This window comes from Pseudoxanthomonas fibrivorans, assembly GCF_041464125.1.
Classification (GTDB): Bacteria; Pseudomonadota; Gammaproteobacteria; order Xanthomonadales; family Xanthomonadaceae; genus Pseudoxanthomonas.
On sequence record NZ_JBGNUG010000001.1, the window covers coordinates 261426 to 283642 of the forward strand.

At 71.2% G+C, this 22217-nt stretch carries 21 protein-coding genes; 13 read left to right on the forward strand and 8 right to left on the reverse strand.

The window, feature by feature from the left end; translation table 11 throughout:
* Nucleotides 1–58: 58 nt before the first annotated feature.
* A complete protein-coding gene (locus ACA089_RS01240) occupies nucleotides 59–1258 on the reverse strand; it encodes an efflux RND transporter periplasmic adaptor subunit (RefSeq protein WP_372012658.1) in 1200 nt (399 codons plus the stop codon).
* Between the two features lie 328 nt (nucleotides 1259–1586).
* Between ACA089_RS01240 and ACA089_RS01245 the strand changes: the two genes are divergently transcribed.
* Nucleotides 1587–2846 (forward strand): MFS transporter, encoded by a 1260-nt coding sequence (locus ACA089_RS01245; protein ID WP_372012660.1) that lies wholly within the window; start codon nucleotides 1587–1589, stop codon nucleotides 2844–2846.
* Nucleotides 2847–2861: 15 nt separating this feature from the next.
* On the opposite strand, the gene ACA089_RS01250 is transcribed toward ACA089_RS01245, so the two are convergent.
* Both ACA089_RS01250 and ACA089_RS01255 read right to left on the reverse strand, forming a co-directional pair.
* On the reverse strand, nucleotides 2862–3323 hold the full coding sequence (locus tag ACA089_RS01250; protein WP_372012661.1) for a bacteriohemerythrin: 462 nt from the start codon (nucleotides 3321–3323) through the stop codon (nucleotides 2862–2864).
* Nucleotides 3324–3413: 90 nt separating this feature from the next.
* Nucleotides 3414–4700, reverse strand: coding sequence for an NAD(P)/FAD-dependent oxidoreductase (locus ACA089_RS01255; protein WP_372012663.1), 1287 nt, complete (start codon nucleotides 4698–4700; stop codon nucleotides 3414–3416).
* Between the two features lie 133 nt (nucleotides 4701–4833).
* Between ACA089_RS01255 and ACA089_RS01260 the strand changes: the two genes are divergently transcribed.
* Entirely contained in the window at nucleotides 4834–5721 is an 888-nt protein-coding gene (locus tag ACA089_RS01260) for a hypothetical protein (protein WP_372012665.1), read from the forward strand.
* Between the two features lie 9 nt (nucleotides 5722–5730).
* On the opposite strand, the gene ACA089_RS01265 is transcribed toward ACA089_RS01260, so the two are convergent.
* Nucleotides 5731–7116 carry a glutamine synthetase family protein gene (locus ACA089_RS01265; RefSeq protein WP_372012667.1) on the reverse strand — a complete coding sequence of 462 codons (1386 nt, stop codon included), beginning with the start codon at nucleotides 7114–7116 and terminating at the stop codon, nucleotides 5731–5733.
* Nucleotides 7117–7303: 187 nt separating this feature from the next.
* Here ACA089_RS01265 and ACA089_RS01270 point away from each other — a divergent pair, with 187 nt between their 5' ends.
* The 11 genes from ACA089_RS01270 (at nucleotide 7304) to ACA089_RS01320 (ending at nucleotide 19496) form a co-directional block, all read left to right on the forward strand.
* Nucleotides 7304–8089 (forward strand): gamma-glutamyl-gamma-aminobutyrate hydrolase family protein, encoded by a 786-nt coding sequence (locus ACA089_RS01270; protein ID WP_372012669.1) that lies wholly within the window; start codon nucleotides 7304–7306, stop codon nucleotides 8087–8089.
* Nucleotides 8086–9474 (forward strand): glutamine synthetase family protein, encoded by a 1389-nt coding sequence (locus tag ACA089_RS01275; protein ID WP_372012671.1) that lies wholly within the window; start codon nucleotides 8086–8088, stop codon nucleotides 9472–9474. Before ACA089_RS01270 ends, ACA089_RS01275 begins: the two co-directional genes overlap by 4 nt.
* Nucleotides 9475–9510: 36 nt before the next feature.
* A complete protein-coding gene (locus tag ACA089_RS01280) occupies nucleotides 9511–10905 on the forward strand; it encodes an aspartate aminotransferase family protein (RefSeq protein ID WP_372012673.1) in 1395 nt (464 codons plus the stop codon).
* A gap of 53 nt (nucleotides 10906–10958) precedes the next feature.
* A complete protein-coding gene (locus tag ACA089_RS01285) occupies nucleotides 10959–12107 on the forward strand; it encodes a polyamine ABC transporter substrate-binding protein (RefSeq protein ID WP_372012675.1) in 1149 nt (382 codons plus the stop codon).
* Nucleotides 12108–12291: 184 nt separating this feature from the next.
* A complete protein-coding gene (locus ACA089_RS01290; protein WP_372012677.1) occupies nucleotides 12292–13440 on the forward strand; it encodes a polyamine ABC transporter substrate-binding protein in 1149 nt (382 codons plus the stop codon).
* 61 nt (nucleotides 13441–13501) lie between these two features.
* On the forward strand, nucleotides 13502–14635 hold the full coding sequence (locus tag ACA089_RS01295; RefSeq protein WP_372012679.1) for an ABC transporter ATP-binding protein: 1134 nt from the start codon (nucleotides 13502–13504) through the stop codon (nucleotides 14633–14635).
* Nucleotides 14632–15543, forward strand: a complete 912-nt coding sequence (locus ACA089_RS01300; protein WP_372012680.1) for an ABC transporter permease subunit — start codon at nucleotides 14632–14634, stop codon at nucleotides 15541–15543. The genes ACA089_RS01295 and ACA089_RS01300 overlap by 4 nt, the downstream gene beginning before the upstream one ends.
* Nucleotides 15540–16385, forward strand: a complete 846-nt coding sequence (locus ACA089_RS01305) for an ABC transporter permease subunit (protein ID WP_372012682.1) — start codon at nucleotides 15540–15542, stop codon at nucleotides 16383–16385. The genes ACA089_RS01300 and ACA089_RS01305 overlap by 4 nt, the downstream gene beginning before the upstream one ends.
* Before the next feature lie 77 nt (nucleotides 16386–16462).
* Nucleotides 16463–17824 carry an NAD-dependent succinate-semialdehyde dehydrogenase gene (locus ACA089_RS01310; RefSeq protein WP_372012684.1) on the forward strand — a complete coding sequence of 454 codons (1362 nt, stop codon included), beginning with the start codon at nucleotides 16463–16465 and terminating at the stop codon, nucleotides 17822–17824.
* Between the two features lie 36 nt (nucleotides 17825–17860).
* Nucleotides 17861–18520 (forward strand): DUF2306 domain-containing protein, encoded by a 660-nt coding sequence (locus ACA089_RS01315; protein ID WP_372012686.1) that lies wholly within the window; start codon nucleotides 17861–17863, stop codon nucleotides 18518–18520.
* Nucleotides 18521–18635: 115 nt separating this feature from the next.
* Nucleotides 18636–19496, forward strand: a complete 861-nt coding sequence (locus tag ACA089_RS01320) for a pirin family protein (protein ID WP_372012687.1) — start codon at nucleotides 18636–18638, stop codon at nucleotides 19494–19496.
* A 36-nt stretch (nucleotides 19497–19532) separates the two neighbouring features.
* On the opposite strand, the gene ACA089_RS01325 is transcribed toward ACA089_RS01320, so the two are convergent.
* The 4 genes from ACA089_RS01325 to ACA089_RS01340 form a co-directional block, all read right to left on the reverse strand.
* Nucleotides 19533–19949: a hypothetical protein gene (locus tag ACA089_RS01325; RefSeq protein ID WP_372012689.1), complete on the reverse strand. Its 417-nt coding sequence runs from the start codon at nucleotides 19947–19949 to the stop codon at nucleotides 19533–19535.
* A gap of 202 nt (nucleotides 19950–20151) precedes the next feature.
* Nucleotides 20152–20583: a DUF4426 domain-containing protein gene (locus tag ACA089_RS01330; RefSeq protein ID WP_372012691.1), complete on the reverse strand. Its 432-nt coding sequence runs from the start codon at nucleotides 20581–20583 to the stop codon at nucleotides 20152–20154.
* 32 nt (nucleotides 20584–20615) lie between these two features.
* Nucleotides 20616–21455 (reverse strand): pyrroline-5-carboxylate reductase, encoded by an 840-nt coding sequence (gene proC, locus ACA089_RS01335; RefSeq protein ID WP_372012693.1) that lies wholly within the window; start codon nucleotides 21453–21455, stop codon nucleotides 20616–20618.
* Nucleotides 21452–22159: a YggS family pyridoxal phosphate-dependent enzyme gene (locus tag ACA089_RS01340; protein WP_372012695.1), complete on the reverse strand. Its 708-nt coding sequence runs from the start codon at nucleotides 22157–22159 to the stop codon at nucleotides 21452–21454. The genes proC and ACA089_RS01340 overlap by 4 nt, the downstream gene beginning before the upstream one ends.
* Nucleotides 22160–22217: the final 58 nt, after the last annotated feature.

The window sequence follows — 22217 nt, forward strand, 5'->3', positions numbered from 1 at the left end:
CGGCAGGAAAGGGAAGGGCGGCGGGCCGCGCCGGGCGCGGGCCCGCCGTCGCGGCGCGTCAGCGGTTCTCGGGCTCGGGCTTGTCCTGCGCCGCCGGCTGCACCTTGTTGTTGATGGTCACGCCGGCATCGTTGCGCAGGCGCAGCAGGCCGCTGGTGACCACCACCTCGCCGGGCTTGAGGCCCTCGGTGATGCCGACCAGGTCGCCGCGGGCCGGCCCGGTGGTGACGAAGCGCTGCTTGACCACGTGCGTGGCCTGCGGCATGCCTTCGGCCGGCGGTTCGGCGGAAGCCTGCTTCGGCGCCTCGACCACGACGTACACGGCATTGCCGTACGGGTTGAAGCTGACCGCGGTCTGCGGCACCACCACCACGTCGCTCGAACGTCCCAGGTCGAAGCCGACCCGGCCGAACGTGCCCGGGCGCAGCGCGCCGCCCGGGTTCTCCAGGCTCGCGCGGACCTTGAAGTTGCGGGTGTTGGCATCGACCGACGGTTCGATCGCGGTGACCTTGGCCTCGAACGGCTTGCCGGGCTGCGCGTCCACTTCCAGGCGCACCGGTGCGCCGATCGCGACCTCGTTCATCCGCTGCTCGGGTAGGGTGAAGTCGACGTGGATCGGGTTGAGCGCCTGCAGGCCGACGATCGGATCGCCGGGGTTGAGGTACTGGCCCAGGTTGATCTTGCGGATGCCGAGCACGCCGTCGAACGGTGCGCGGATGGTCTTCTGCGCGATCAGGGCGCGCTGGGCCTCGGCCTGGGCCTGGGTGGTGGCCGCGTCGGCGATGCGCTCGTCCACTTCCGCGCGCGACACCAGCTTCTGCTGGCCCAGCTCCTGCCAGCGGTCGCGCTGGGTCACCGCCAGCCGGGCCGCGGTTTCCAGCGCCTTGAGCTGGGCCTGCTCGTTGGCGGTGTTCAGCTGCACCAGCAGGTCGCCCTTGCGCACGGTCTGGCCGGACTCGAAGGCGATGTGCTGGACCACGCCGCCGGCCTCGGTGGTCACGTCGGTGCCGTTGTCGGCGACCAGGGTGCCGACCGATTCGGCGGTGCCGCTCCACTGCTCGCTGCGCGCCTGGAAGGTGCTGACCTCCACCGGCGGCTGCGGCATGTTGTCGAAGAACTCGTTGGTGGCCTTGCCCATGAGCGCCTTGACCGCGAACACGCCGCCGAAGACCACGGCCACGCCGATCAGCATCAGGGTCATGCGACGCCCGTAGGAGGCCTTGCGCACGGTGGTGGAGGAGGGGTTGCGTGGGGCCATGGCGATTCCGTTCTGCTCTTTCAGGCGAGGGGCAGGCCGCTTCGACGCGGGGCGCGTCGTGGGCCCGTACAGGGCACTGCGTGGGTGGTTCCGGGTGCGGCGGGCGGCGGGCAGGGCCGGCGGCGGCCGCGATGCGACGTGGCGAGGCGGATTCTGCCGGTGAAGCGGGCGCCGGGCAACGCTTGCGGCCGCCGGCGATCCGTGAACAGCCGCGGGCCCGGCGGCGACCGGTGGACCGCTCCGCCCGCCGAGCACGGCCGGACCGTCTCCCGCGCCGCGCGCATCTGCCAGAATCGGCCCGATTCCACGCCGCCGCGACCGCCCGCCGATGAGTGCACCCGCTTCGCCACGCCGCATCCTGTTCGCCAGCCTCATCGGTACGACGATCGAGTTCTTCGATTTCTACATCTACGCCACCGCCGCGGTGCTGGTGTTCCCGCACCTGTTCTTCCCGGCGGCCGAGCCGGCGGCGGCCACCCTGCAGTCGCTGGCGACCTTCGCCCTGGCGTTCTTCGCCCGGCCGCTGGGCTCGGCCCTGTTCGGCCATTACGGCGACCGGGTCGGGCGCAAGGCCACGCTGGTGGCCGCATTGCTGACCATGGGCATCTCCACGGTGCTGATCGGCCTGCTGCCGACCTACGCCCAGATCGGGGTGTGGGCGCCGGCCCTGCTGGCGTTGTGCCGGTTCGGCCAGGGCCTGGGCCTGGGCGGGGAGTGGGGCGGGGCGGTGCTGCTGGCGACCGAGAACGCGCCACCGGGCCGCAAGGCCTGGTACGGCATGTTCCCGCAGCTGGGCGCGCCGCTGGGGTTCCTGTGCTCGACCGGCATCTTCTTGCTGCTGGCCGGGGTGCTGGACGAGGGCCAGTTCATGGCCTGGGGCTGGCGCATCCCGTTCATCGCCAGCGCCGCGCTGGTCCTGGTCGGGCTGTGGGTGCGGCTGCGGATCACGGAGACGCCGGCGTTCCAGAAGACCCTGGAACGCGAGGAACGCGAGCGCCTGCCGATGGCCACCGTGCTGACGAAGCATGCCGGCACGCTGCTGGTCGGCACGTTCTCGCTGATGGCGACGTTCGTGCTGTTCTACCTGATGACCGTGTTCGCGCTGAGCTGGGGCACCTCGCAGCTCGGCTACGGCCGGCAGGAGTTCCTGCTGCTGCAGATGGTCGGCGTGCTGTGCTTCGCCGCGACCATCCCGCTGTCGGCCATGTACGCCGACCGCCGCGGCCGGCGCCGGGCGATGGTCCTGGCGACGCTGGGGATCATCGCCTTCGGCCTGCTGTTCGAGCCGCTATTCGCCGCCGGCCACCCGGCGCAGGTGCTGCTGTTCCTGTGCCTCGGGCTGGGGCTGATGGGCCTGACCTACGGTCCGTGCGGCACGATCCTGGCGGAAATGTTCCCGACCCCGGTGCGTTACACCGGCGCGTCGCTGGCGTTCAACCTGGCCGGGATCCTCGGCGCCTCGCCGGCGCCCTACATCGCCACCCGGCTGGCCGGCAGCCACGGCATCGCCGCGGTCGGCGCCTACCTGAGCGCGATGGCCGCGCTGACCCTGCTGGCCCTGCTGCTGGTCCGGCGCGCCCCGGAGTGAGGTAGGTCCCGCGACTCAGCGGAACAGCCGCCTGACCGTGCGCGCGAGCCAGCCGCCGTGCTCGTGCTCGCGCGTGAACCGGTCCAGGTGGCGGCGCACCTGCTCGGAGTAGGCGCGGTCGTCGTTGCGGATGTGGTTGAACAGCCAGCGCGAGAGCATGCTCTTGAGTTCGTCGACCACGTCCTCGCCGGCCTGGAAGCGCATCCGGTACTCGCTGACCCGCTTGGTGAACACCTCGTGCACCCGCTTGTGCGCGGCGCAGAACGGGTAGCCGGCTTCCTCCATCAGCTCTTCCTCGAAGGCGAAGTGCGACAGGGTGTAGTCGACCAGTTCGTCGATCACGTCGGCCACCACCAGCGCCGAGGCGCCGGTCTGGGCCTGGTGCAGCTGGTTGATCATCGACACGATCCGGCGGTGCTGGTCGTCGATCACCTCGATGCCGGTGTTGAGGTCGTCCTGCCAGAGCAGCAAAGCCATGCGTCATCTCCTTCGATGCGCGCAGGCTAGGGGCGGCGTCGTCCCGGTGCCTTGATCGGGATCAATCCCCCGCCGCGCGTGCGCGCGCGGTCACCACAGCGCGTCGCGCATCCGGTACCAGGCCATCGCCAGCACCAGCAGCGGCGTGCGCAGCAGGCGGCCACCGGGGAAGGGCGCGTGCGGGATCTTCGCGAACAGGTCCAGCCGCGCGGACTGGCCGCGGATCGCTTCGGCGACCAGCTGCCCGGCCAGGCCGGTGCTGGCCACCCCATGGCCGGAAAAGCCCTGCGCGAAATAGACGTTCGGGGTCAGCCGGCCCCAGTGCGGGGCGCGGTTGAGCGAGATGTCGACGTAGCCGCCCCACAGGTACTCGACCGGCACGTCGTCCAGCTGCGGGAACACCGCGCGGATGCGCCGCCGCATCACCCCGCGCAGGTTCGGCGGCGGATAGCTGGAATAGCTGGCGCGGCCGCCGAACAGCAGGCGGTGGTCGCGGCTGAGGCGGAAGTAGTCCAGCGCCCAGTTCACGTCGGCCACGGCCATGTCGTTGCGGATCAGCGCCTGCGCGCGTTCGGCGCCCAGCGGCGCGGTCGCCGCGATGTACGTACCGACCGGCATCACCCGCGACTCCAGCTCCGGGGCCACGCCGCGCAGCCAGGCGTTGCCGGCGATCACCGCGAAGTCGGCGCCGACCTCGCCCTGCGCGGTCCGCAGCCGCGGCCGGGCGCCGCGCACCAGCTCGACCACCGGCGAGCGTTCGAAGATGCGCACGCCCGCCGCCAGCGCGGCGCGGGCCAGGCCGAAGGCGTATTCGAGCGGATGCAGGTGGCCACTGGCCGGGTCGTACACCGCGCCCAGGTAGCGGTCGCTTTCCAGTTCGTCGCGCAGGCGGCGCCGGTCCCACCACTGCAGCGGATAGTCGTACTTCTCCGTCATCTCGACGATGCCTGCGCGCAGGTCGCGTTCCTGGCGCGGCTTGATCGGCACGTGGGCATGGCCGTCGCGCCAGTCGCAGGCGATCGCATGCCGGGCGATCCGCGCCCGCAGCCGGTCCATGCCTTCGCGCGAGAGGTCGAACAGCACCCGCGCCGCCGCCTGGCCGAGCAGGCCTTCGAGTTTCGACTGCTCGCAGCCGTAGCCGACGATGGCCTGGCCGCCGTTGCGCCCGGAGGCGCCCCAGCCGATCCGCTCGGCTTCCAGCACCACGACCCGGTAGCCGGCCTCGGCCAGCTCCAGCGCCGTGGTCAGGCCGGTGTAGCCGGCGCCGAGGATGCAGACGTCGACATCGTGCAGCGTGCCCTGCAGCGCCGGCTGTTCCAGCAGCGGCGTGGCACTGGCGGCGTACCAGCTGGGCGGGTAGGCGGTGGCGGGCGGCATGCGGGGCCGGCGGCGGGAACGATGGATCGAGCCTACCGCAGCCCGGAGGGGCGGTGCGGTCCTCGGCCGCCGGGTTTCGCATGCGGCCAGGCCCGCTGCCATACTCGGCGAAGGGGATCCGGAACGCTCACGCATGCACATACCTGCTTCGAACCACGCCCGTCGCCGGGCCATGTCCATGGTCGTGCTGGCGGCGCTGTCCGCGTCCGCGCACGCGGCACTGCCGCCGGAGTACTACAGCAACGCGCGCGCCGAGGCCGCGCACCACCTGCAGCTGCGCATCGATGCGGTGACGCTGGAGCCGGGCGCCGGCTCGGCCAACTGCGAGGTGCGCGGCAGGGTGCTCCGCGACTTCCGCGGCGAGGCGGCTGCGGGCACGCCGCTGGCGTTCACCCTGAACTGCCTGGCCCCCGGCGTCAGCCCGATGCCCGGGGCGTCGTCGTGGCACGACTACGCGCAGCTGAAGACGGCGCGCTTCGCTGAAGGGTTCTTCGACGGCGTCGAATCCGGCCCGGTCTACGGCCAGCTCGGCATCGTCGAAGCGGAGCGGGCCAGCCCGTGGTGCGAGGCCGAAAGCGGGCGCTGCGACCTGCCGCCGGCCGCGCCGCCGCGGGTGCTCGAATGCCGCCCCGACGACGCCGCCGCAGGCCCCGGCTGGCGGGTCAAGATCGACAACGCGCGGATGTGGTACTGGGTCGATGCCGCCGCGGGTGCCGGCTCGACCGGCCTGGCGCCGGAACAGCAGGCGCCGGGCTGGCGCCGGTCGATCTGGCCGATCGGGCGGACCCAGGAGCCGCTGGTGGTGGAGCCGCAACGCTACCTGCACCGCACCGCGCTCTTCAGCGAAGGCGGCGAGCGGCTGCTGGAGGTGCGGCAGCTGACGATCGACCGGACGACGCTGGCGTTCGAGGACCAGTACATGGCGGTCGATGGCCCGGAACGGGCACCCACGCGCGGGACCTGCGTGGAAACCGCCGATCCGGAGGGCACCGCTCCGGTGGCCGGCGCGGCCGGTGGCTGAGCCGGACCGCTACACCGTGCGCAGGTACCAGGCGTAGTCCAGGTCCGGCACCCGCGCCTGGAAGTCGCGCATCTCCTTCAGCTTCTGCTGCCCGTAGACGTGGCGGAAGGCGTCTCCATACCAGCGGGCGGCGAAGGCACTGCCGAGGAAGGCGTCGATCGCGTCGCGCCAGTGCGGGCTCCGCGCCTCGAACTGCTCATAGGCGTTGCCCACCACCGGCGCGCCCGGGTCCGGCTGCCGCTCGATGCCGTCGAGCATGCCGGCCAGCACCGCGGCGGCGACCAGGTAGGGGTTGGCGTCGGCGCCGGCGATGCGGTGCTCGATGCGGGTGTTGGCCGCGTCGCTGTGCGGGATGCGCATGGCCACGGTGCGGTTGTTGAAGCCCCAGCTGTCGTTGAGCGGCACGAACGCGTTGGCGACGAAGCGCCGGTAGCTGTTGGCGTGCGGGGCGAACAGCAGCAGGTTGTCGCGCGCGCTGGCCTGCAGGCCGCCCACGGCGTGGCGCAGCGCGTCGGCGGGCGCGTCCGGCGTGCCGGCGAACAGGTTGCGGCCGTCGGCGTCGAGCACGCTGGCGTGCAGGTGCAGGCCGCTGCCGGCCTGGCCGGCCAGCGGCTTGGCCATGAAGCTGGCCAGCGCACCCTGCTGCTGCGCGATCGCCTTGATCGCGCGCTTGAGCAGGATCGCGTCGTCGCACGCGGCCACGGCATCGGCGCGGTGCTTGAGGTTGATCTCGAACTGTCCGGGCGCGTACTCGGCCACCGCGGTGTCGGCCGGGATCCGCTGCGCGCGGCAGGCACGCGCCACCGCGTCGATGAAGGCCGCGTTCTCGTCGAGGTCGTCGATCGAGTAGACCTGGGTGCTGGCGTTGCGCGCGCCGTCGCTGGCGTTGAGCGTGGGCTGCGGCCGGCCGTCGGCATCGGCAAGGCGGTCGAACAGGTAGAACTCCAGTTCCACCGCGACCACCGGGGTCAGCCCGGCGGCGCGGTAGCGGGCGAGCACGCGTTCCAGCACGCGCCGCGGGTGCGCCTCGAACCAGCCGCCGGCGCCGTCCTCCATCGCCAGCAGCAGCTGCAGCGCCGGCCGCGGCGACCACGGCACCGGTCGCAGGCTGCCGGGGATCGGCCGGCAGATCCGGTCCTCGTCGCCGATGTCGTAGCCCAGGCCGGTTTCCTCCACGGTATTGCCGGTGATGTCGGCGGCGACCAGCGACATCGGCAGGCAGACGCCGCCGGCATAGACCTTCTCCAGCGCCTCGGCGGCCACCCGCTTGCCGCGCAGCACGCCGTTGCAGTCGGGCAGCAGCAGGTCCACGTGCGCCTCGGCGTGGCCGGGCAGGGCGTGCAGGGTGGCCAGGTCCTCGGGCGGCAACGCGGACGGGGAGGCGGGGTGGTTCATCGGGGACCTCGGCGGGTGCCAGGCGAGAGTAGCAGGGCGGGGTTCGTCAAGAATACTCAACGGCAGGGGCGCCACTTCGGCCGATTCTGTGCACCAAAGCGGGGCGCAGGGGCTGGCGGGGGCCTTCGTGTTGTAAAAATAAAACGGCCGGGGTAAGTTCGACGGACGCCACCGGACCCCTCCGCGCATGGCCCTGCCGCCCCTCGTCGGCCTGCCCACCGACCGCAAACAGATCGGCCTGCATCCGTTCCTCGCCGTCGGCGAGAAGTACGTGCGCGCGGTGGTCGACGGGGCCGGCGCCACCCCGGTGCTGCTGCCGGCCCTGCAGCCGGCGCTGCCGGTGGACGACTGGCTGGCCCGGCTGGACGGCCTGCTGCTGACCGGCGCGGTCAGCAACATCGAGCCGCACCACTACACCGACGAGCCCAGCTACGAGGGCAACCTGCACGACCCGGCGCGCGATGCGACCACGCTGGGCCTGGTCCCGCGCGCCGTCGCGATGGGCCTGCCGGTGCTGGCGATCTGCCGCGGCTTCCAGGAGGTCAATGTCGCCTTCGGCGGCAGCCTGTTCCAGAAGCTGCACGAGGCCACCGGCTTCAACGACCACCGCGAGAACCCGGACGACCCGCTCGACGTCCAGTACGCGCCCGCGCACGACATCCGCCTGGCCGAGGGCGGGCTGCTGGCCGCCATCGCCGGCGGCTCCACCGCGCGGGTCAACTCGCTGCACGGGCAGGGCGTGGCCCGGCTCGGCGAGGGCCTGGTGGTGGAGGCGATCGCGCCGGACGGGGCGATCGAGGCGTTCCGCCGCGACGGTGGCGGCTTCCTGCTCGGGCTGCAGTGGCATCCGGAATGGCAGGTCGCTTCCAACCCGTTCCATCTCGGCATCTTCCGCGCCTTCGGCGACGCCTGCCGGGCCTACGCCGCGCGCCGCGCGCAGGCGCAACGCACCCTCCTCACGGAATCCGCATGAGCACCCGTCCCACCCGCCGCAAGCCCGCCAGCACCGCTTCGCAGGAGAGCTCGCTGCGGCGCTGGCTGAAGGAGCGGCGGATCACCGAGGTCGAGTGCCTGGTGCCGGACATCACCGGCAACGCGCGCGGCAAGATCATCCCGGCCGACAAGTTCAGCCACGACTACGGCACGCGCCTGCCCGAGGGCATCTTCGCCACCACGGTCACCGGCGACTACCCGGACGACTACTACGAGCTGACCTCGCCGTCGGACTCGGACATGCTGCTGCGTCCCGACCCGGACACGGTGCGGATGGTGCCGTGGGCGGCCGACCCGACCGCGCAGATCATCCACGACTGCCAGACCAAGGATGGCCAGCCGCACGAGCTGGCGCCGCGCAATGTCCTGCGCCGGGTGCTCGCCGCCTACGAGGAACTGGGCCTGCAGCCGGTAGTGGCGCCCGAGCTGGAATTCTTCCTGGTGCAGAAGAACACCGACCCGGACTTCCCGCTGCTGCCCCCGGCGGGTCGCAACGGTCGCCCGGAGACGGCACGGCAGTCCTACTCGATCGACGCGGTCAACGAGTTCGACCCGATCCTGGACCTGATGTACGACTACTGCGAGGCGATGGAGCTGGACGTGGACACGCTGATCCATGAATCCGGCGCCGCGCAGCTCGAAGTCAACTTCACCCATGCCGATGCGCTCTCGCGGGCCGACCAGGTGTTCCTGTTCAAGCGGACCATGCGCGAGGCGGCGCTGCGCCACGGCGTGTACGCCACCTTCCTGGCCAAGCCGATGGAGAACGAGCCGGGCAGCGCCATGCACATCCACCAGAGCCTGGTGGACGTCACGCGGGGGCAGAACGTGTTCGCGGGCAAGAAGGCGGGCGAGCACAGCGCCACGTTCATGCACTACCTGGGCGGGCTGCAGAAGTACGTGCCGATGGCGATGGCGTTCTTCGCGCCGAACGTGAATTCCTACCGGCGCCTGGCGCTGGGCCAGGTGGCGCCGATCAACGTGCACTGGGGCTACGACAACCGCACCTGCGGCCTGCGGGTGCCGATGGACACCCCGGAGAACACCCGGGTGGAGAGCCGCTTCGCCGGCTCCGACGCCAATCCCTACCTGGCCATGGCCGGGACGCTGGCGTGTGGCCTGCTGGGCATCCGCGAGAAGCTGCAGCCGATGCCGGCGATGGACAGCAGCGCGCAGGATGCCGGCTTCGCCCTGCCGCGCTCGCTCAACCAGGCGCTGGACGGCCTGGAGGGCTGCGCCGAACTGCAGGCGCTGCTGGGGCCCCGCTTCGTGCGCGCCTACGTCTCGGTCAAGCGCAAGGAATACGAGACCTTCTTCCGCGTGATCAGCTCGTGGGAACGCGAGTTCCTGCTGCTCAACGTCTGACCCCGACCGCCGACGCCCCGCACGGAGCCACGCCGCATGGAACCGCACCGCACCGAGCCGCATCCCTTCGAACCGGCGGAGCTGCGCGAGCTGCAGCGCCTGGACGCGGCCCACCACCTGCACCCGTTCAACGACAACGCGGCGCTGGCGAAGAAGGGCACCCGGGTGCTGACCCGCGGCGAGGGCTGTTATGTCTGGGACGCCGAGGGCAACAAGCTGCTCGATGCCTTCGCCGGGCTGTGGTGCGTGAACATCGGCTACGGCCGGCCGGAGCTGGGCGCGGCCGCGGCACGGCAGATGACGCAGCTGGCCTACTACAACAGCTTCTTCCAGTGCACCACCGAGCCGACCATCCACCTGGCGGCCAAGCTGGCCGAGCTGGCGCCGGGCGACATCAACCACGCGTTCTTCGTCAATTCCGGGTCGGAAGCCAACGACACCATCCTGCGCATGGTCCGCCACTTCTGGGCGGTGCAGGACCAGCCGCGCAAGAACATCTTCATCGGCCGCCACAACGGCTACCACGGCACCACCGTGGCCGGCGCCAGCCTGGGCGGGATGAAGGGCATGCACGGTCAGGGCGGCCTGCCGATCCCCGACATCCACCACATCGAACCGCCGTTCTGGTTCGCCGATGGCGGCGACCTGTCCGAGGACGAATACGGCCTGGTCGCCGCGCGGCGGCTGGAAGACAGGATCCTGGAGCTGGGCCCGGAGCGGGTGGCCGCCTTCATCGGCGAGCCGGTCATGGGTGCGATCGGCGTGTACATCCCGCCGATGACCTACTGGCCGGAGATCGAGCGGATCTGCCGCAAGTACGACGTGCTGCTGGTCGCCGACGAGGTGATCTGCGGCTTCGGCCGGACCGGCGAATGGTTCGGCTCGCAGTACTTCGGCTTCCAGCCGGACATCATGCCGGTGGCCAAGGGCATCACCTCCGGCTACATCCCGCTGGGTGCGGCCATGTTCAACGACCGCGTCGCCGGGGTGCTCAAGGACAGCGGCGGCGAGCTGGCGCACGGGGCGACCTATTCGGGCCACCCGGTGTGTGCGGCGGTGGCGCTGGAGAACCTGCGGATCCTGCAGGAGGAGCGCATCGTCGAGCACGTGCGCGACGACGTCGCCCCGTACCTGGCCGGGCGCTGGGCCGAGCTGGGCGAGCATCGCCTGGTCGGGCAGGCGCGCATCGCCGGGCTGATGGGTGCGCTGGAGCTGGTCCCGGACAAGGGACGGCGCGCGTTCTTCGAGGAGCGCGGCAAGGTCGGCGGCCTGTGCCGCGACATCGCCCTGCGCCATGGCCTGATCCTGCGCGCCACCTGGGATTCGATGCTGCTGTCGCCGCCGCTGGTGATCACCCGCGCGCAGGTCGACGAACTGTTCGACAAGGCCTGGAAGGCGCTGGACGAGACCGCGGCCCAGCTGGGCAAATGAACAGGCCGGCGCTACGCTGGCCCGATCCCCCGGAACGTGACGAGGAACACCCCATGAAGCTGCGCCCGCTGACCATCCGCCTGCTGACCGCCGGCATCGTCGCCACCCTGGCCGCGTGCGGGGGCAAGCAGGAGGGCGCCGCGCCGGACGGCGCCGCCACCGCCGCCGGTGGCGAGGAGAAGGTGCTCAACGTCTACAACTATTCGGACTACATCGCCGAGGACACCATCCCCGGCTTCGAGCAGCAGAGCGGCATCCGCGTCACCTACGACGTGTACGACAGCGACGAGGTGCTGGAGACCAAGCTGCTGGCCGGCTCCAGCGGCTACGACGTGGTGGTGCCGACCCTGAACTTCTTCGGTCGCCAGATCCAGGCGGGCGTGTTCAAGGAACTGGACAAGAGCAAGATCCCGAACCTGGCCAACCTGGACCCGCAGGTGATGCAGCTGATCGCCGCGCAGGACCCGGGCAACAAGTACGGCGTGCCGTACATGTCCGGCACCACCGGCATCGGCTTCAACGTCGACAAGGTCACCGCCGCGTTCGGCAGCACCGAGGTCACCAACAGCTGGAGCCTGGTGTTCGACCCGGCCAAGATCAGCAAGCTCAAGGATTGCGGCGTGACCCTGCTCGACACCCCGTCGGACATGATCCCGATCGCGCTGCATTACCTGGGCGAGGACCCGCACAGCGCCGATCCGGCGGTGATCCAGAAGGCGGCCGACCTGATCAAGTCGATCCGGCCGTACGTGCAGAACTTCCATTCCAGCCAGTACGTCAGCTCGCTGGCCAACGGCACGACCTGCCTGGTGGTGGGCTGGTCCGGCGACATCATCCAGGCGCGCGACCGCGCCGAGGAAGCGGGCAACGGCGTCAACGTCGGCTTCTCGATCCCGAAGGAGGGCGCGCCGCAGTGGTTCGACATGCTGGCGATCCCGGCCGACGCCAAGCATCCGGAGAACGCCTACGCGTTCATCAACTACCTGCTCGAGCCGCAGGTGGCCGCCAACAACACCAACTACATCCAGTACGCCAACCCGGTCGCGGGCGCCACGCCGCTGGTGGAGGAGGCGATCCGCAACGATCCGACCATCTATCCGCCGGCCGAGGTGAAGGCCAAGCTGTTCACCTACGCGATCAATTCGCCGGAGACCGACAAGCTGTACACGCGGCTGTGGACGGAGATCAAGACCGGCCGCTGAGCGGTCGCGCGGCATGTCCGGCGCCGATGCGCGGCGCCGGCGGCGGTATCCGCGGGACGTCCCGTCCCGCGTGGCCCTGGCGGTGGAAGAGGTGGGAGGCGAAGGGAGGGGAACCCGGTGGCGCCTGCCTTGCTGGCGGCGTCGTGGACAACCAGACGGCCCTGCGGGGCCAGGGGAAGCGACGATGAGTACGTGGACACCGAAGTGGTTGTGCGTTGCGCTGGCGGCGGTCGCGCTGGGCGCCTGCGGAAAGAAGGACGAGGCGGCGTCGCCCGCCGGCGGCGCCAGCGCCGCGGCCGGGGCCGGGGCCGGCACCCTCAACGTCTACAACTGGTCCGATTACATCGCCGAGGACATCGTTCCGAACTTCGAGCGGGAACGCGGGGTCAAGGTCAACTACGGCGTGTTCGACAGCAACGAGGTACTCGAGGCCAAGCTGCTGGCCGGCGGATCCGGCTTCGACGTGGTGGTGCCCGGCCTGCAGTTCCTCGGCCGGCAGGTCCAGGCCGGGGTGTTCCAGCCGCTGGACAAGTCGCGGCTCAAGAACTACGCCAACCTCGATCCGGAGCTGATGAAGCGCATCGCCGTCCAGGACCCGGACAACCGGTACGCGGTCCCGTACCTGTGGGGCACCACCGGCATCGGCTACAACGTCGACAAGCTCACCGCCGCCTTCGGCAGCACCGAGATCGCCGGCAGCTGGGACCTGTTCTTCAAGCCGGAGAACCTCGCCAAGATGAAGGACTGCGGGGTGATGATGCTGGACGCGCCGTCCGAGGTGGTCCCGGTGGTGCTGAACTACCTGGGGGAGGACCCCAACAGCACCGACCCGGCGGTGATCGAGAAGGCCGCCGCGCTGCTGAAGGCCCTGCGGCCGCATGTCCAGACCTTCCACTCCTCGCAGTACATCGACGCGCTGGCCAACGGCAGCGCCTGCCTGGTGATCGGCTGGTCCGGCGACGTGCTGCAGGCGCGCGACCGCGCCGAGGAGGCGGGCAACGGCGTCAAGGTGGCCTATTCGATCCCGAAGGAAGGCACGGCGCTGTTCTTCGACATGCTCGCCATCCCCAAGGACGCGAAGAACCTGGACAACGCCTACGCCTTCATCGACTACCTGCTGCGCCCGGACGTGGCGGCGGCCAACAGCAACTACGTCAGCTACCCGAACCCGGTGCCGTCCTCGCTGCCGATGGTGGACGAGGCGATCCGCAACGACCCGACGATCTATCCGCCACCGGCGACCGCGGCCAAGCTGTTCACCCTGGCCAACCTCCCGCCGGAGGTGGATCGCCAGTACACCCGCTTGTGGACCGAGCTGAAGACCGGCCGCTAGGCTATGCAACGCAGGTGCGGGCCGCCGCCGGGCGGCCCGCCCACCCCAACCTGGAGCGGCCATGGCGATCAACGAGCGCACGAACGGGGCCCCGGCCGAAGCCGGCGCCGAGCGCTACCTCCGGATCGAAAGCGTGCGCAAGGAATTCGACGGCTTCGTCGCCGTCGACGACGTCAGCCTCGACATCCGCAAGGGCGAGATCTTCGCCCTGCTCGGCGGCTCCGGCAGCGGCAAGTCGACCCTGCTGCGCTGCCTCGGCGGGTTCGAGCAGCCGACCAAGGGCAGGATCGTGCTCGACGGCGAAGTCATGAACGGCCTGCCGCCGTACGAGCGGCCGATCAACATGATGTTCCAGTCCTACGCGCTGTTCCCGCACATGACCGTGGAGCAGAACATCGCCTTCGGCCTCAAGCAGGACGGCCTGGCCAAGGATGCGATCCGCAGGCGCGTGGGCGAGATGCTGGAGATGGTCCAGCTCGGCAAGCTGGCCAGGCGCAAGCCGCACCAGCTGTCCGGCGGCCAGCAGCAGCGCGTGGCGCTGGCCCGTTCGCTGGCCAAGGGCCCCAAGCTGCTGCTGCTGGACGAGCCGATGGGCGCGCTGGACAAGAAGCTGCGTTCGCGCATGCAGCTGGAGCTGGTCAACATCATCGAGACCTCCGGGGTGACCTGCGTGATGGTCACCCACGACCAGGAGGAGGCGATGACCATGGCCACCCGGATCGCGCTGATGGACCAGGGCTGGATCCAGCAGGTCGGCACCCCGGACGAGATCTACGAGCAGCCGGCCAACCGCTTCGCCGCCGAGTTCATCGGCTCGGTCAACCTGGTCGACGCGACCATCGACGAGGACGAGCCGGACTACGTCACCCTGCGCACGCCGGCGTTCGACGCGCCGATCTACATCGGCCACGGCATCACCGGGTTCCCGGGCCAGGCGGTGTCCTTCGCGGTGCGCCCGGAGAAGCTGGACATCGGCAAGGACGAGCCGGCGCAGCCGCACAACAAGGCGCGCGGCACGATCGAGGACATCGCCTACTTTGGCAGCCACTCGGTCTACCACGTGCGCCTGCCCAGCGGCTTCAAACTGATGGCCAACTTCGCCAACGAGAAGCGCTGGGCCAGCGAGGGCATGACCTGGGGCGACCCGGTCTGGCTGTGGTGGGACGACAACGACGGCGTGGTGCTGACCTCATGAACGCGCGCGCGCTGAAGCGGTTCCTGCCGGGCGGCCGCTGGGCGGTGATCGCGGTGCCGTTCCTGTGGCTGGTGGTGTTCTTCGCGATCCCGTTCCTGATCGTGCTGAAGATCTCGTTCTCGCGGCTGGCCATCGCCATGCCGCCGTACACGCCGATCGTGGAGTACGTGGACAAGGCGCTGACCCTGCGCCTGAACCTGGGCAACTACGTGGCCCTGTTCACCGATTCCCAGTACGTGCTGGCCTACCTGAGCTCGATCAAGATCGCGGCGGTATCGACCCTGCTGTGCCTGCTGATCGGCTACCCGATGGCGTACTTCATCGCGCGGATGAAGCCGTCCACCCGCAACATCGCGCTGATGGCGGTGGTGCTGCCGTCGTGGATCTCGTTCCTGCTGCGGGTCTACGCCTGGGTCGGCATCCTCGACGCCAACGGCATCCTCAACCGCGCGTTGATGGGGCTGGGGCTGGTCGACGCCCCGCTGCGCATCCTCTACACGCCGCTGGCCGCCTACATCGGCATCGTCTACTGCTACCTGCCGTTCATGGTGCTGCCGCTGTACGCCAACCTGGTCAAGCTCGACCTGCGCCTGCTGGAAGCCGCCTACGACCTCGGCGCCAAGCCATGGCAGGCCTTCCTGCGCATCACCCTGCCGCTGTCCCGTGCCGGCATCATCGCCGGCTGCATGCTGGTGATGATCCCGGCGGTGGGCGAGTTCGTGATCCCCGAGATGCTCGGCGGCCCGGACACGCTGATGATCGGGCGGGTGCTGTGGGGCGAGTTCTTCAACAACCGCGACTGGCCGGCGGCGTCGGCGGTGGCGATCGTGATGCTGCTGCTCCTGCTGGTGCCTATCCTGGTGTTCAACCGCTACCAGCAGAAGGAGATGGAGGGCCGGCTGACATGAACCCGACCCTGGGACAGAAGCTGCTGCGCTGGGCCGTGCTGCTGCTCGGCTTCGCCTTCCTGTACCTGCCGATCCTGCTGTTGATCGTCTATTCGTTCAATTCCTCGCGCCTGGCCACGGTCTGGGCCGGGTTCTCGACCAAGTGGTACGGCGAACTGCTGCGCGACCGCCAGATCCTCCAGGCGGCCTGGGTCAGCCTGCGCATCGCCTTCTGGACGGCGACGGCGGCAACGGTCATCGGCACGCTCGGGGCGATGGTGATGACCCGCTTCCGGCGGTTCCCCGGCAAGACCCTGTTCGGCGCGCTGATCACCGCGCCGCTGGTGATGCCCGAGGTGATCATCGGCCTGTCGATCCTGCTGATGCTGGTGTCGGCCGGCGCGGCGCTCGGCATCCCGTCCAAGGGCATGGTCGCGATCTGGATCGCGCACGTGACCCTCACCGTGTCCTTCGTCACCGTGGTCGTGTCCTCGCGCCTGCAGGAGCTGGACAAGTCGCTGGAGGAAGCGGCGATGGACCTGGGCGCCAACCGGCTCAAGGTGTTCTTCCTGATCACCCTGCCGATCATCGCGCCGGCGCTGGTCAGCGGCTGGCTGCTGGCCTTCACCCTGTCGCTGGACGACGTGGTGATCGCCAGCTTCGTCGCGGGGCCGGATTCGACCACGCTGCCGATCAAGGTCTTCTCCTCGGTGCGGCTGGGCGTAAGCCCGAAGATCAACGCGCTGGCCACGCTGATGATCATGGCCGTGTCGATCGCGGCCGTGGTCGGCTGGTGGCTCATGTTCCGCGAGGAGCAGCGCCGCCAGCGCGACATGCAGCTGGCGCTGCAGGAGAACGGCTGAGGGCAGCGATGGCGGGGCACGGTGCCCTAACGACCGCGCCGGCAGAATCGGCGCCTGCAACGCGAAGCGAGGACGCCATGACGGTCGAGACGATCAACCCCGCGACCGGCCAGGTCGAGTACCGCCACGAGCTGATGGCGCCGGCCGAGGTGGAGGCGGTCCTGGCCGCCGCCCAAGCGGCGTTCCCGGCCTGGGCGCAGCGCAGCCTCGAGGGCCGCGGCGAGGTCGTACGGGCGATCGGCGCCGGCCTGCGCGACCACCGCGACGAGCTGCAGCGGACCATGACCGCGGAGATGGGCAAGCTGCGCAGGGAAGCGCTGGCCGAGGTCGACAAGTGCGCCGACGCCTGCGACTACTACGCGGCGCAGGCCGCCGCTTACCTGGCCGACCAGCCCGTCGCCACCGAGGGCCGGCGCAGTTACGTGCGCTACGAGCCGCTGGGCTGCGTGCTGGCGGTGATGCCGTGGAACTTCCCGGTGTGGCAGGTGTTCCGCTTCCTGGCGCCGGCCTTCATGGCCGGCAATGTCGCCGTGCTCAAGCACGCCAGCAACGTGCCGCGCTGCGCCGACCTGATCGCCAGGGTGCTCGCGGACGCCGGCCTGCCCGCCGGCGTGTTCGGCGTGCTGCACGTCGACAACGACCAGGCGGCGGGGGTGATCCGCGATCCGCGCGTGGTCGCGGTGACGCTCACCGGCAGCGAGCGGGCCGGCCGCTCGATCGCCGGCAATGCAGGCGAGCAGCTGAAGAAGTGCGTGATGGAGCTCGGCGGCAGCGACGCCTTCGTGGTCCTGGAGGATGCCGACCTGGACAAGGCCGTGGCCGGGGCGGTCGCCTCGCGTTTCGGCAACGCGGGCCAGACCTGCATCGCCGCCAAGCGGTTCATCGTGGTCGACGCCATCGCCGACGCCTTCACCCGGCGCTTCGTCGAAGCGGCGGCGAAGCTGCGCCTGGGCGACCCGAACGCGGAAGCCACCACGCTGGCGCCGATGGCCCGCCAGGACCTGCGGGACGAGCTGCACCGCCAGGTGCGCGACAGCATCGCCCGGGGCGCGCGGCCCCTGCTGGGGTGCGAGCCTGACGCCTCGCACGCCGGCTATCCGGCCTCGATCCTGGAAGCGGTGGTGCCGGGAATGCCGGCCTACGAGGAGGAGCTGTTCGGGCCGGTGGCCAGCATCCTGCGCGTGGCCGACGAGGCCGAGGCGGTGCGCGTGGCCAATGACACCACCTACGGGCTGGGCGGCAGCGTGTGGACGGGGGATCCGGTGCGCGGCGAACGGGTCGCGCGCCAGCTGCGGGTCGGCGCCGCGTTCGTCAACGCCATCGTGCGCAGCGACGTGCGCCTGCCATTCGGCGGGACCAAGCGCTCGGGCTTCGGCCGTGAACTGGCCGAACACGGCATCCACGAGTTCATGAACATCAAGTCGGTCTACGTGGCCTGAGCGGGGGCCGGCGCGATCCGGCCAGGGGAGAGCGGAATGCGCTGGAAGGGGCTCGGCTGGTACGCGATGACGGTGCTGGCGGTACTAGTGGCGGGCTACGCGTTCGCCATGGCGGGCGTGCCGGAGTGGCGGCACCCGCTGGTGCGGGGGCTCTTCGCGCAGCAGCCGCTGGCGACGTGGGGGCATTTCGCCGGCGGCGGGACGGCGCTGGTCGTCGGCGCATTCCAGCTGCATGCGCGCCTGCGCAACCGCTGGCTCGGCCTGCATCGCTGGCTGGGCCGCGCCTACGTGCTGGCCGTCGCCGCCGGCGGCATCGCCGCGCTGGTGCTGGCGCTGCGTACGACCAGCGGCGGAGTGGCCGCTGCAGGCTTCGCCTCGCTCGGCCTGGCCTGGCTGGCGACCACCGCGCTGGCGGTGGCTGCGATCCGCCGGCGGCGCCTGGCAGCGCACCGCGACTGGATGGTGCGCAGCTACGCGCTGACCCTGGCGGCGGTGACGCTGCGCATCTACCTGCCAGCCAGCCAGTTCGCCGGGATTTCCTTCGCCATCGCCTATCCGGCCATCGCCTGGCTGTGCTGGGTGCCGAACCTGCTGCTGGCCGAGGCCTTCCTGCGCTCGCGCGGCGCGCGCGACGCCCTGGCGGCCAGCGCCGTCCCGCCACGCTGGCGCCGCGGGCCGGCGCGTTCGCCGGCCTGACCGCGCTCCGGCGCCGTTTCGATGACGGCGGTGGAACAGACGGTTACGCCATGCGCGGTTCCGTTGTGGTCGCGCAGGCATCATCTTCCGTGCGACCGCAACCGGAGAACGTCCCATGACCGCCCCGATCGACACCGCCCCCGCCCGCATCATCCGCAAGGTGCGCGGCCAGGCCGCTTCCGACGGCGCGGGGGTCAGGCTGACCCGCGTGATCGGCGGCGCCGGGCTGCCGGAGCTGGATCCGTTCCTGCTGCTGGACGAGTTCGGCACCGACAAGGCCGAGGATTACATCGCCGGTTTCCCGAGCCATCCGCACCGGGGCTTCGAGACGGTGACCTACATGCTCGACGGGCGCATGCGCCACAAGGACAACCACGGCAACGAGGGCCTGCTCACGCCGGGCAGCGTGCAGTGGATGACCGCAGGCCGCGGCCTGGTCCATTCCGAGATGCCGGAGCAGGAATCCGGGCGCATGCGCGGTTTCCAGCTGTGGGTGAACCTGCCCGCGCGCGAGAAGATGACCGAGCCGCGCTACCAGGAATTCGCCCCCGACCGGATCCCGGTCGCGCACCCGGCCGCCGGGGTCGAGGTGAAGGTCATCGCCGGCCGGGTCGGCGACACCGTGGGCCCGATCGTCCAGCCGGCGACCGACCCGCTCTACCTCGACATCGCGCTGCAGCCGGGCGTGGCCTGGCGGCACGACCTGCCGGACGGCCACAACGCCTTCGCCTACGTGTTCGAGGGCGCGGCGACGGTGGGCGAAGGCGAGGAGGCGCGACCGCTCGATTCACGCGAGATGGCGGTGCTGGGTGGCGGCCGCCAGCTCGTGCTGCGCGCCGGCGAGGCGGGTGCGCGACTGATCCTGGTCGCGGGCACCCCGCTGCGCGAGCCGGTCGCGCGGCATGGACCGTTCGTGATGAACACGCGCCAGGAATTGATGCAGGCCTTCGTCGACTTCCAGGAAGGCCGGTTCTGACGGCGGCGCCGGCGGCGGCGCGCCGCCGCCAGGCGGTCAGTTGAGTGCGATGCCTTCGGCCATCGCCAGCAGCTGCCGCAGTTCTTCGTCATTGCCCGCGTCAACCCACACCTGCGCGTAGCGGTCCTCGCCGAGCTCGACGATCGTGATCCGCTTGCGCTCCCCGGTCTGGGCCGCGATCTCCGGCTGGTACCAGTGCACCTCGTGGGTGCCGATGCGTCCCTCCTCCTCGCGGTTGCGGCGCAGCAGGTTCACGGTCGGTTCGCGGGTCAGCATCAGCCCGAGCACCTGGCGCTCGCCGTCGAGTGCGCGGCATACGGTGAACCCGTCGCCGGCCTTCGCTTCCCAGCGCAGGGTCGAGCCCGCCGGCAGCGAGGGGCATGCCGCGTCCTGCGCGGCGGCGTCGAAGGCCGAGGCCGCCAGCAGGAACCCCAGGCAATAGAGCTTGTTCATCACGCTTCCCCCTGGCCCGCGGCTGGCAGGCCTGTCATCGGATGCGCGGGCGGCGCTGCGTGGCGAGGGCGATGCATGCCGCCACCGGCGCGACATCCGGCGCCCGCACGTTGCTGTCTCCCCTTGGCCGCGCCTGCGTTCCCCGCGCCGCGGCCCCCTCGGTGAAAGTACCCGCCGCGGCCCGGCCATGCAAACCCGCGCGTCAGAAATTGCGCTGGAAGTCGAATTCCTGCCGGCGTCCACCGGCCACCACGCCGACGCGCACGCGCATCGTGTCGTGCACGCCGATGCGCACGGTGCCGACATGGTCGATGTAGTCGCCGGTGGCGACCCGGCGCAGGCTCACCTGCTGGCGTCGGCCGGCCAGGTCGACCGCTTCGGCGGTCACTTCGCCGTGTGCGGTGGTCTCGTCGCCGTCGGCGGTCGGCCGGCGCAGGGCCACCACGAGCAGGGCGGAATCGGCCTCGCGCGCCACGCCGTACTCGCGGGCCACCGCCTCGCCGAGCGCCAGCGTCGGCAGCAGGTTGTAGCGGGCGCGCAGCGGCCCGTCGAGCTCGACCACGCTGGGGGCCGGCGGGACGAAGCGGGCCGGTTCCGGAGCCGGGCCACCGCAGGCCGCGAACAACAGCAACATCGCCGCCATCGCCCCGGCGCGGCCGACCGCGCTCACGACTGGCCCGCCGCGGCCAGCGCCGCGCCGCGTTCGCGGGCCGCGTGGACGGCACGCGCCACCAGGGCCTCGAAACCGCCGCCCTGGAACGCCTCGATCGCGGCCTGGGTGGTGCCCCCGGGCGAGGTCACCCGGCGGCGGAGTTCGGCCGGCGCCTCGCCGGCCTCGGCGAGCATGCGTCCCGCGCCGAGCAGGGTCTGCACGACCAGGGTGCGGGCGTCGGCGGCGGGAAGGCCCTCGGCCACCGCGGCGGCTTCCATCGCCTCGGCGAGCAGGAACGCGTAGGCCGGCCCGCTGCCCGAGACCGCGGTCACCGCGTCGATCAGCGGCTCTTCCGCGACCCAGACCGTAGTGCCCGCGCTCGACAGCAGGGCGTCGGCGCGCCGGCGCTGGCCGTCGTCCACGCCTTCGCCCGCGTACAGGCCGGTCACGCCAGCCCCCAGCAGGGTGGGGGTATTGGGCATGCAGCGCACGACCGGCAGGCCGCCGCCCAGCCACGCCTGCAGGGCGGCGACCGGAATGCCGGCGGCGATCGATACCACCAGCGGACGCTGCCGCTGCGCGGCATCGGCGAGCGGGGTGCACGCGGCCTGCATCATCTGCGGCTTCACCGCCAGCAGCCACAGGCTGGCGCCTTCGGCCGCCTGTTCGCCACGCTCGAAGACCTGGACGCCGAAGTCCGCCGCCAGGGCCTCGCGGGCGGAGGCCAGCGGCTCGGCGACGCGGATGCGGCGCGTGTCCGCGCCGCGCCGGGCCAGGCCGCCGATCAGGCTGCGGGCCATGTTGCCGCCGCCGATGAAGGCCAGGGTGTCGCGGTCGTCGGGCAGGGTGGTCATGGACGCTCCGTGGGGGGATTGGGACCGGCGCCGCGCGGGCCGAACAGCGCCGTGCCGATGCGCACCAGGGTGGCGCCTTCGGCGATGGCGATGGCGAAATCGTCGCTCATGCCCATCGACAGCGTGTCCACGCCGGGATGGCGCCCGGCCAGCGATTCGAACAGGCCGCGCATGCGCCGGAACGCCGGCCGGCGCTGCTCGGGATCCGGATGGGGGACGGGGATCGACATCAGCCCGCGGAACGCCAACGCCGGCTGGGCGGCCACGCGTTCGACCAGGGCCGGCAGGTCTTCGGGCCGGCACCCGGCCTTGCCGGTTTCGCCCTCGACGTTGACCTGGACGAGCACGTTCAGCGGCCCTCGGGCGGGCGGCCGGTGGCGGGCAAGGGCGTCGACCACGCCCGGGCGGTCCACGCTCTGCACCCAGTCGAAGACCTCGGCGGCCAGCGCCGCCTTGTTCGACTGCAGGTGCCCGATCAGGTGCCACTGCAGCGCCGGATGGCGGGCCGCCAGGGCCGCGCGCTTGGCCGCGGCTTCCTGGACGTAGTTCTCGCCGAAGGCGACGTGGCCCGCCGCGGCGAGCGCGGCCACCGCCTCGGCGGGCTGGGTCTTGGAAACGGCCAGCAGCGCGGGCGCTGGCCTCCCGGCCGCGTCCGCCGCGTTCAGGATGCGCTGCATCACGGTTCGCAGGCGGGCATCGGGCATGGATGGACGGGCCATTGGCGGCGGCGGCGGGAGCGCTATACTGCCCCGCGGGGATGTA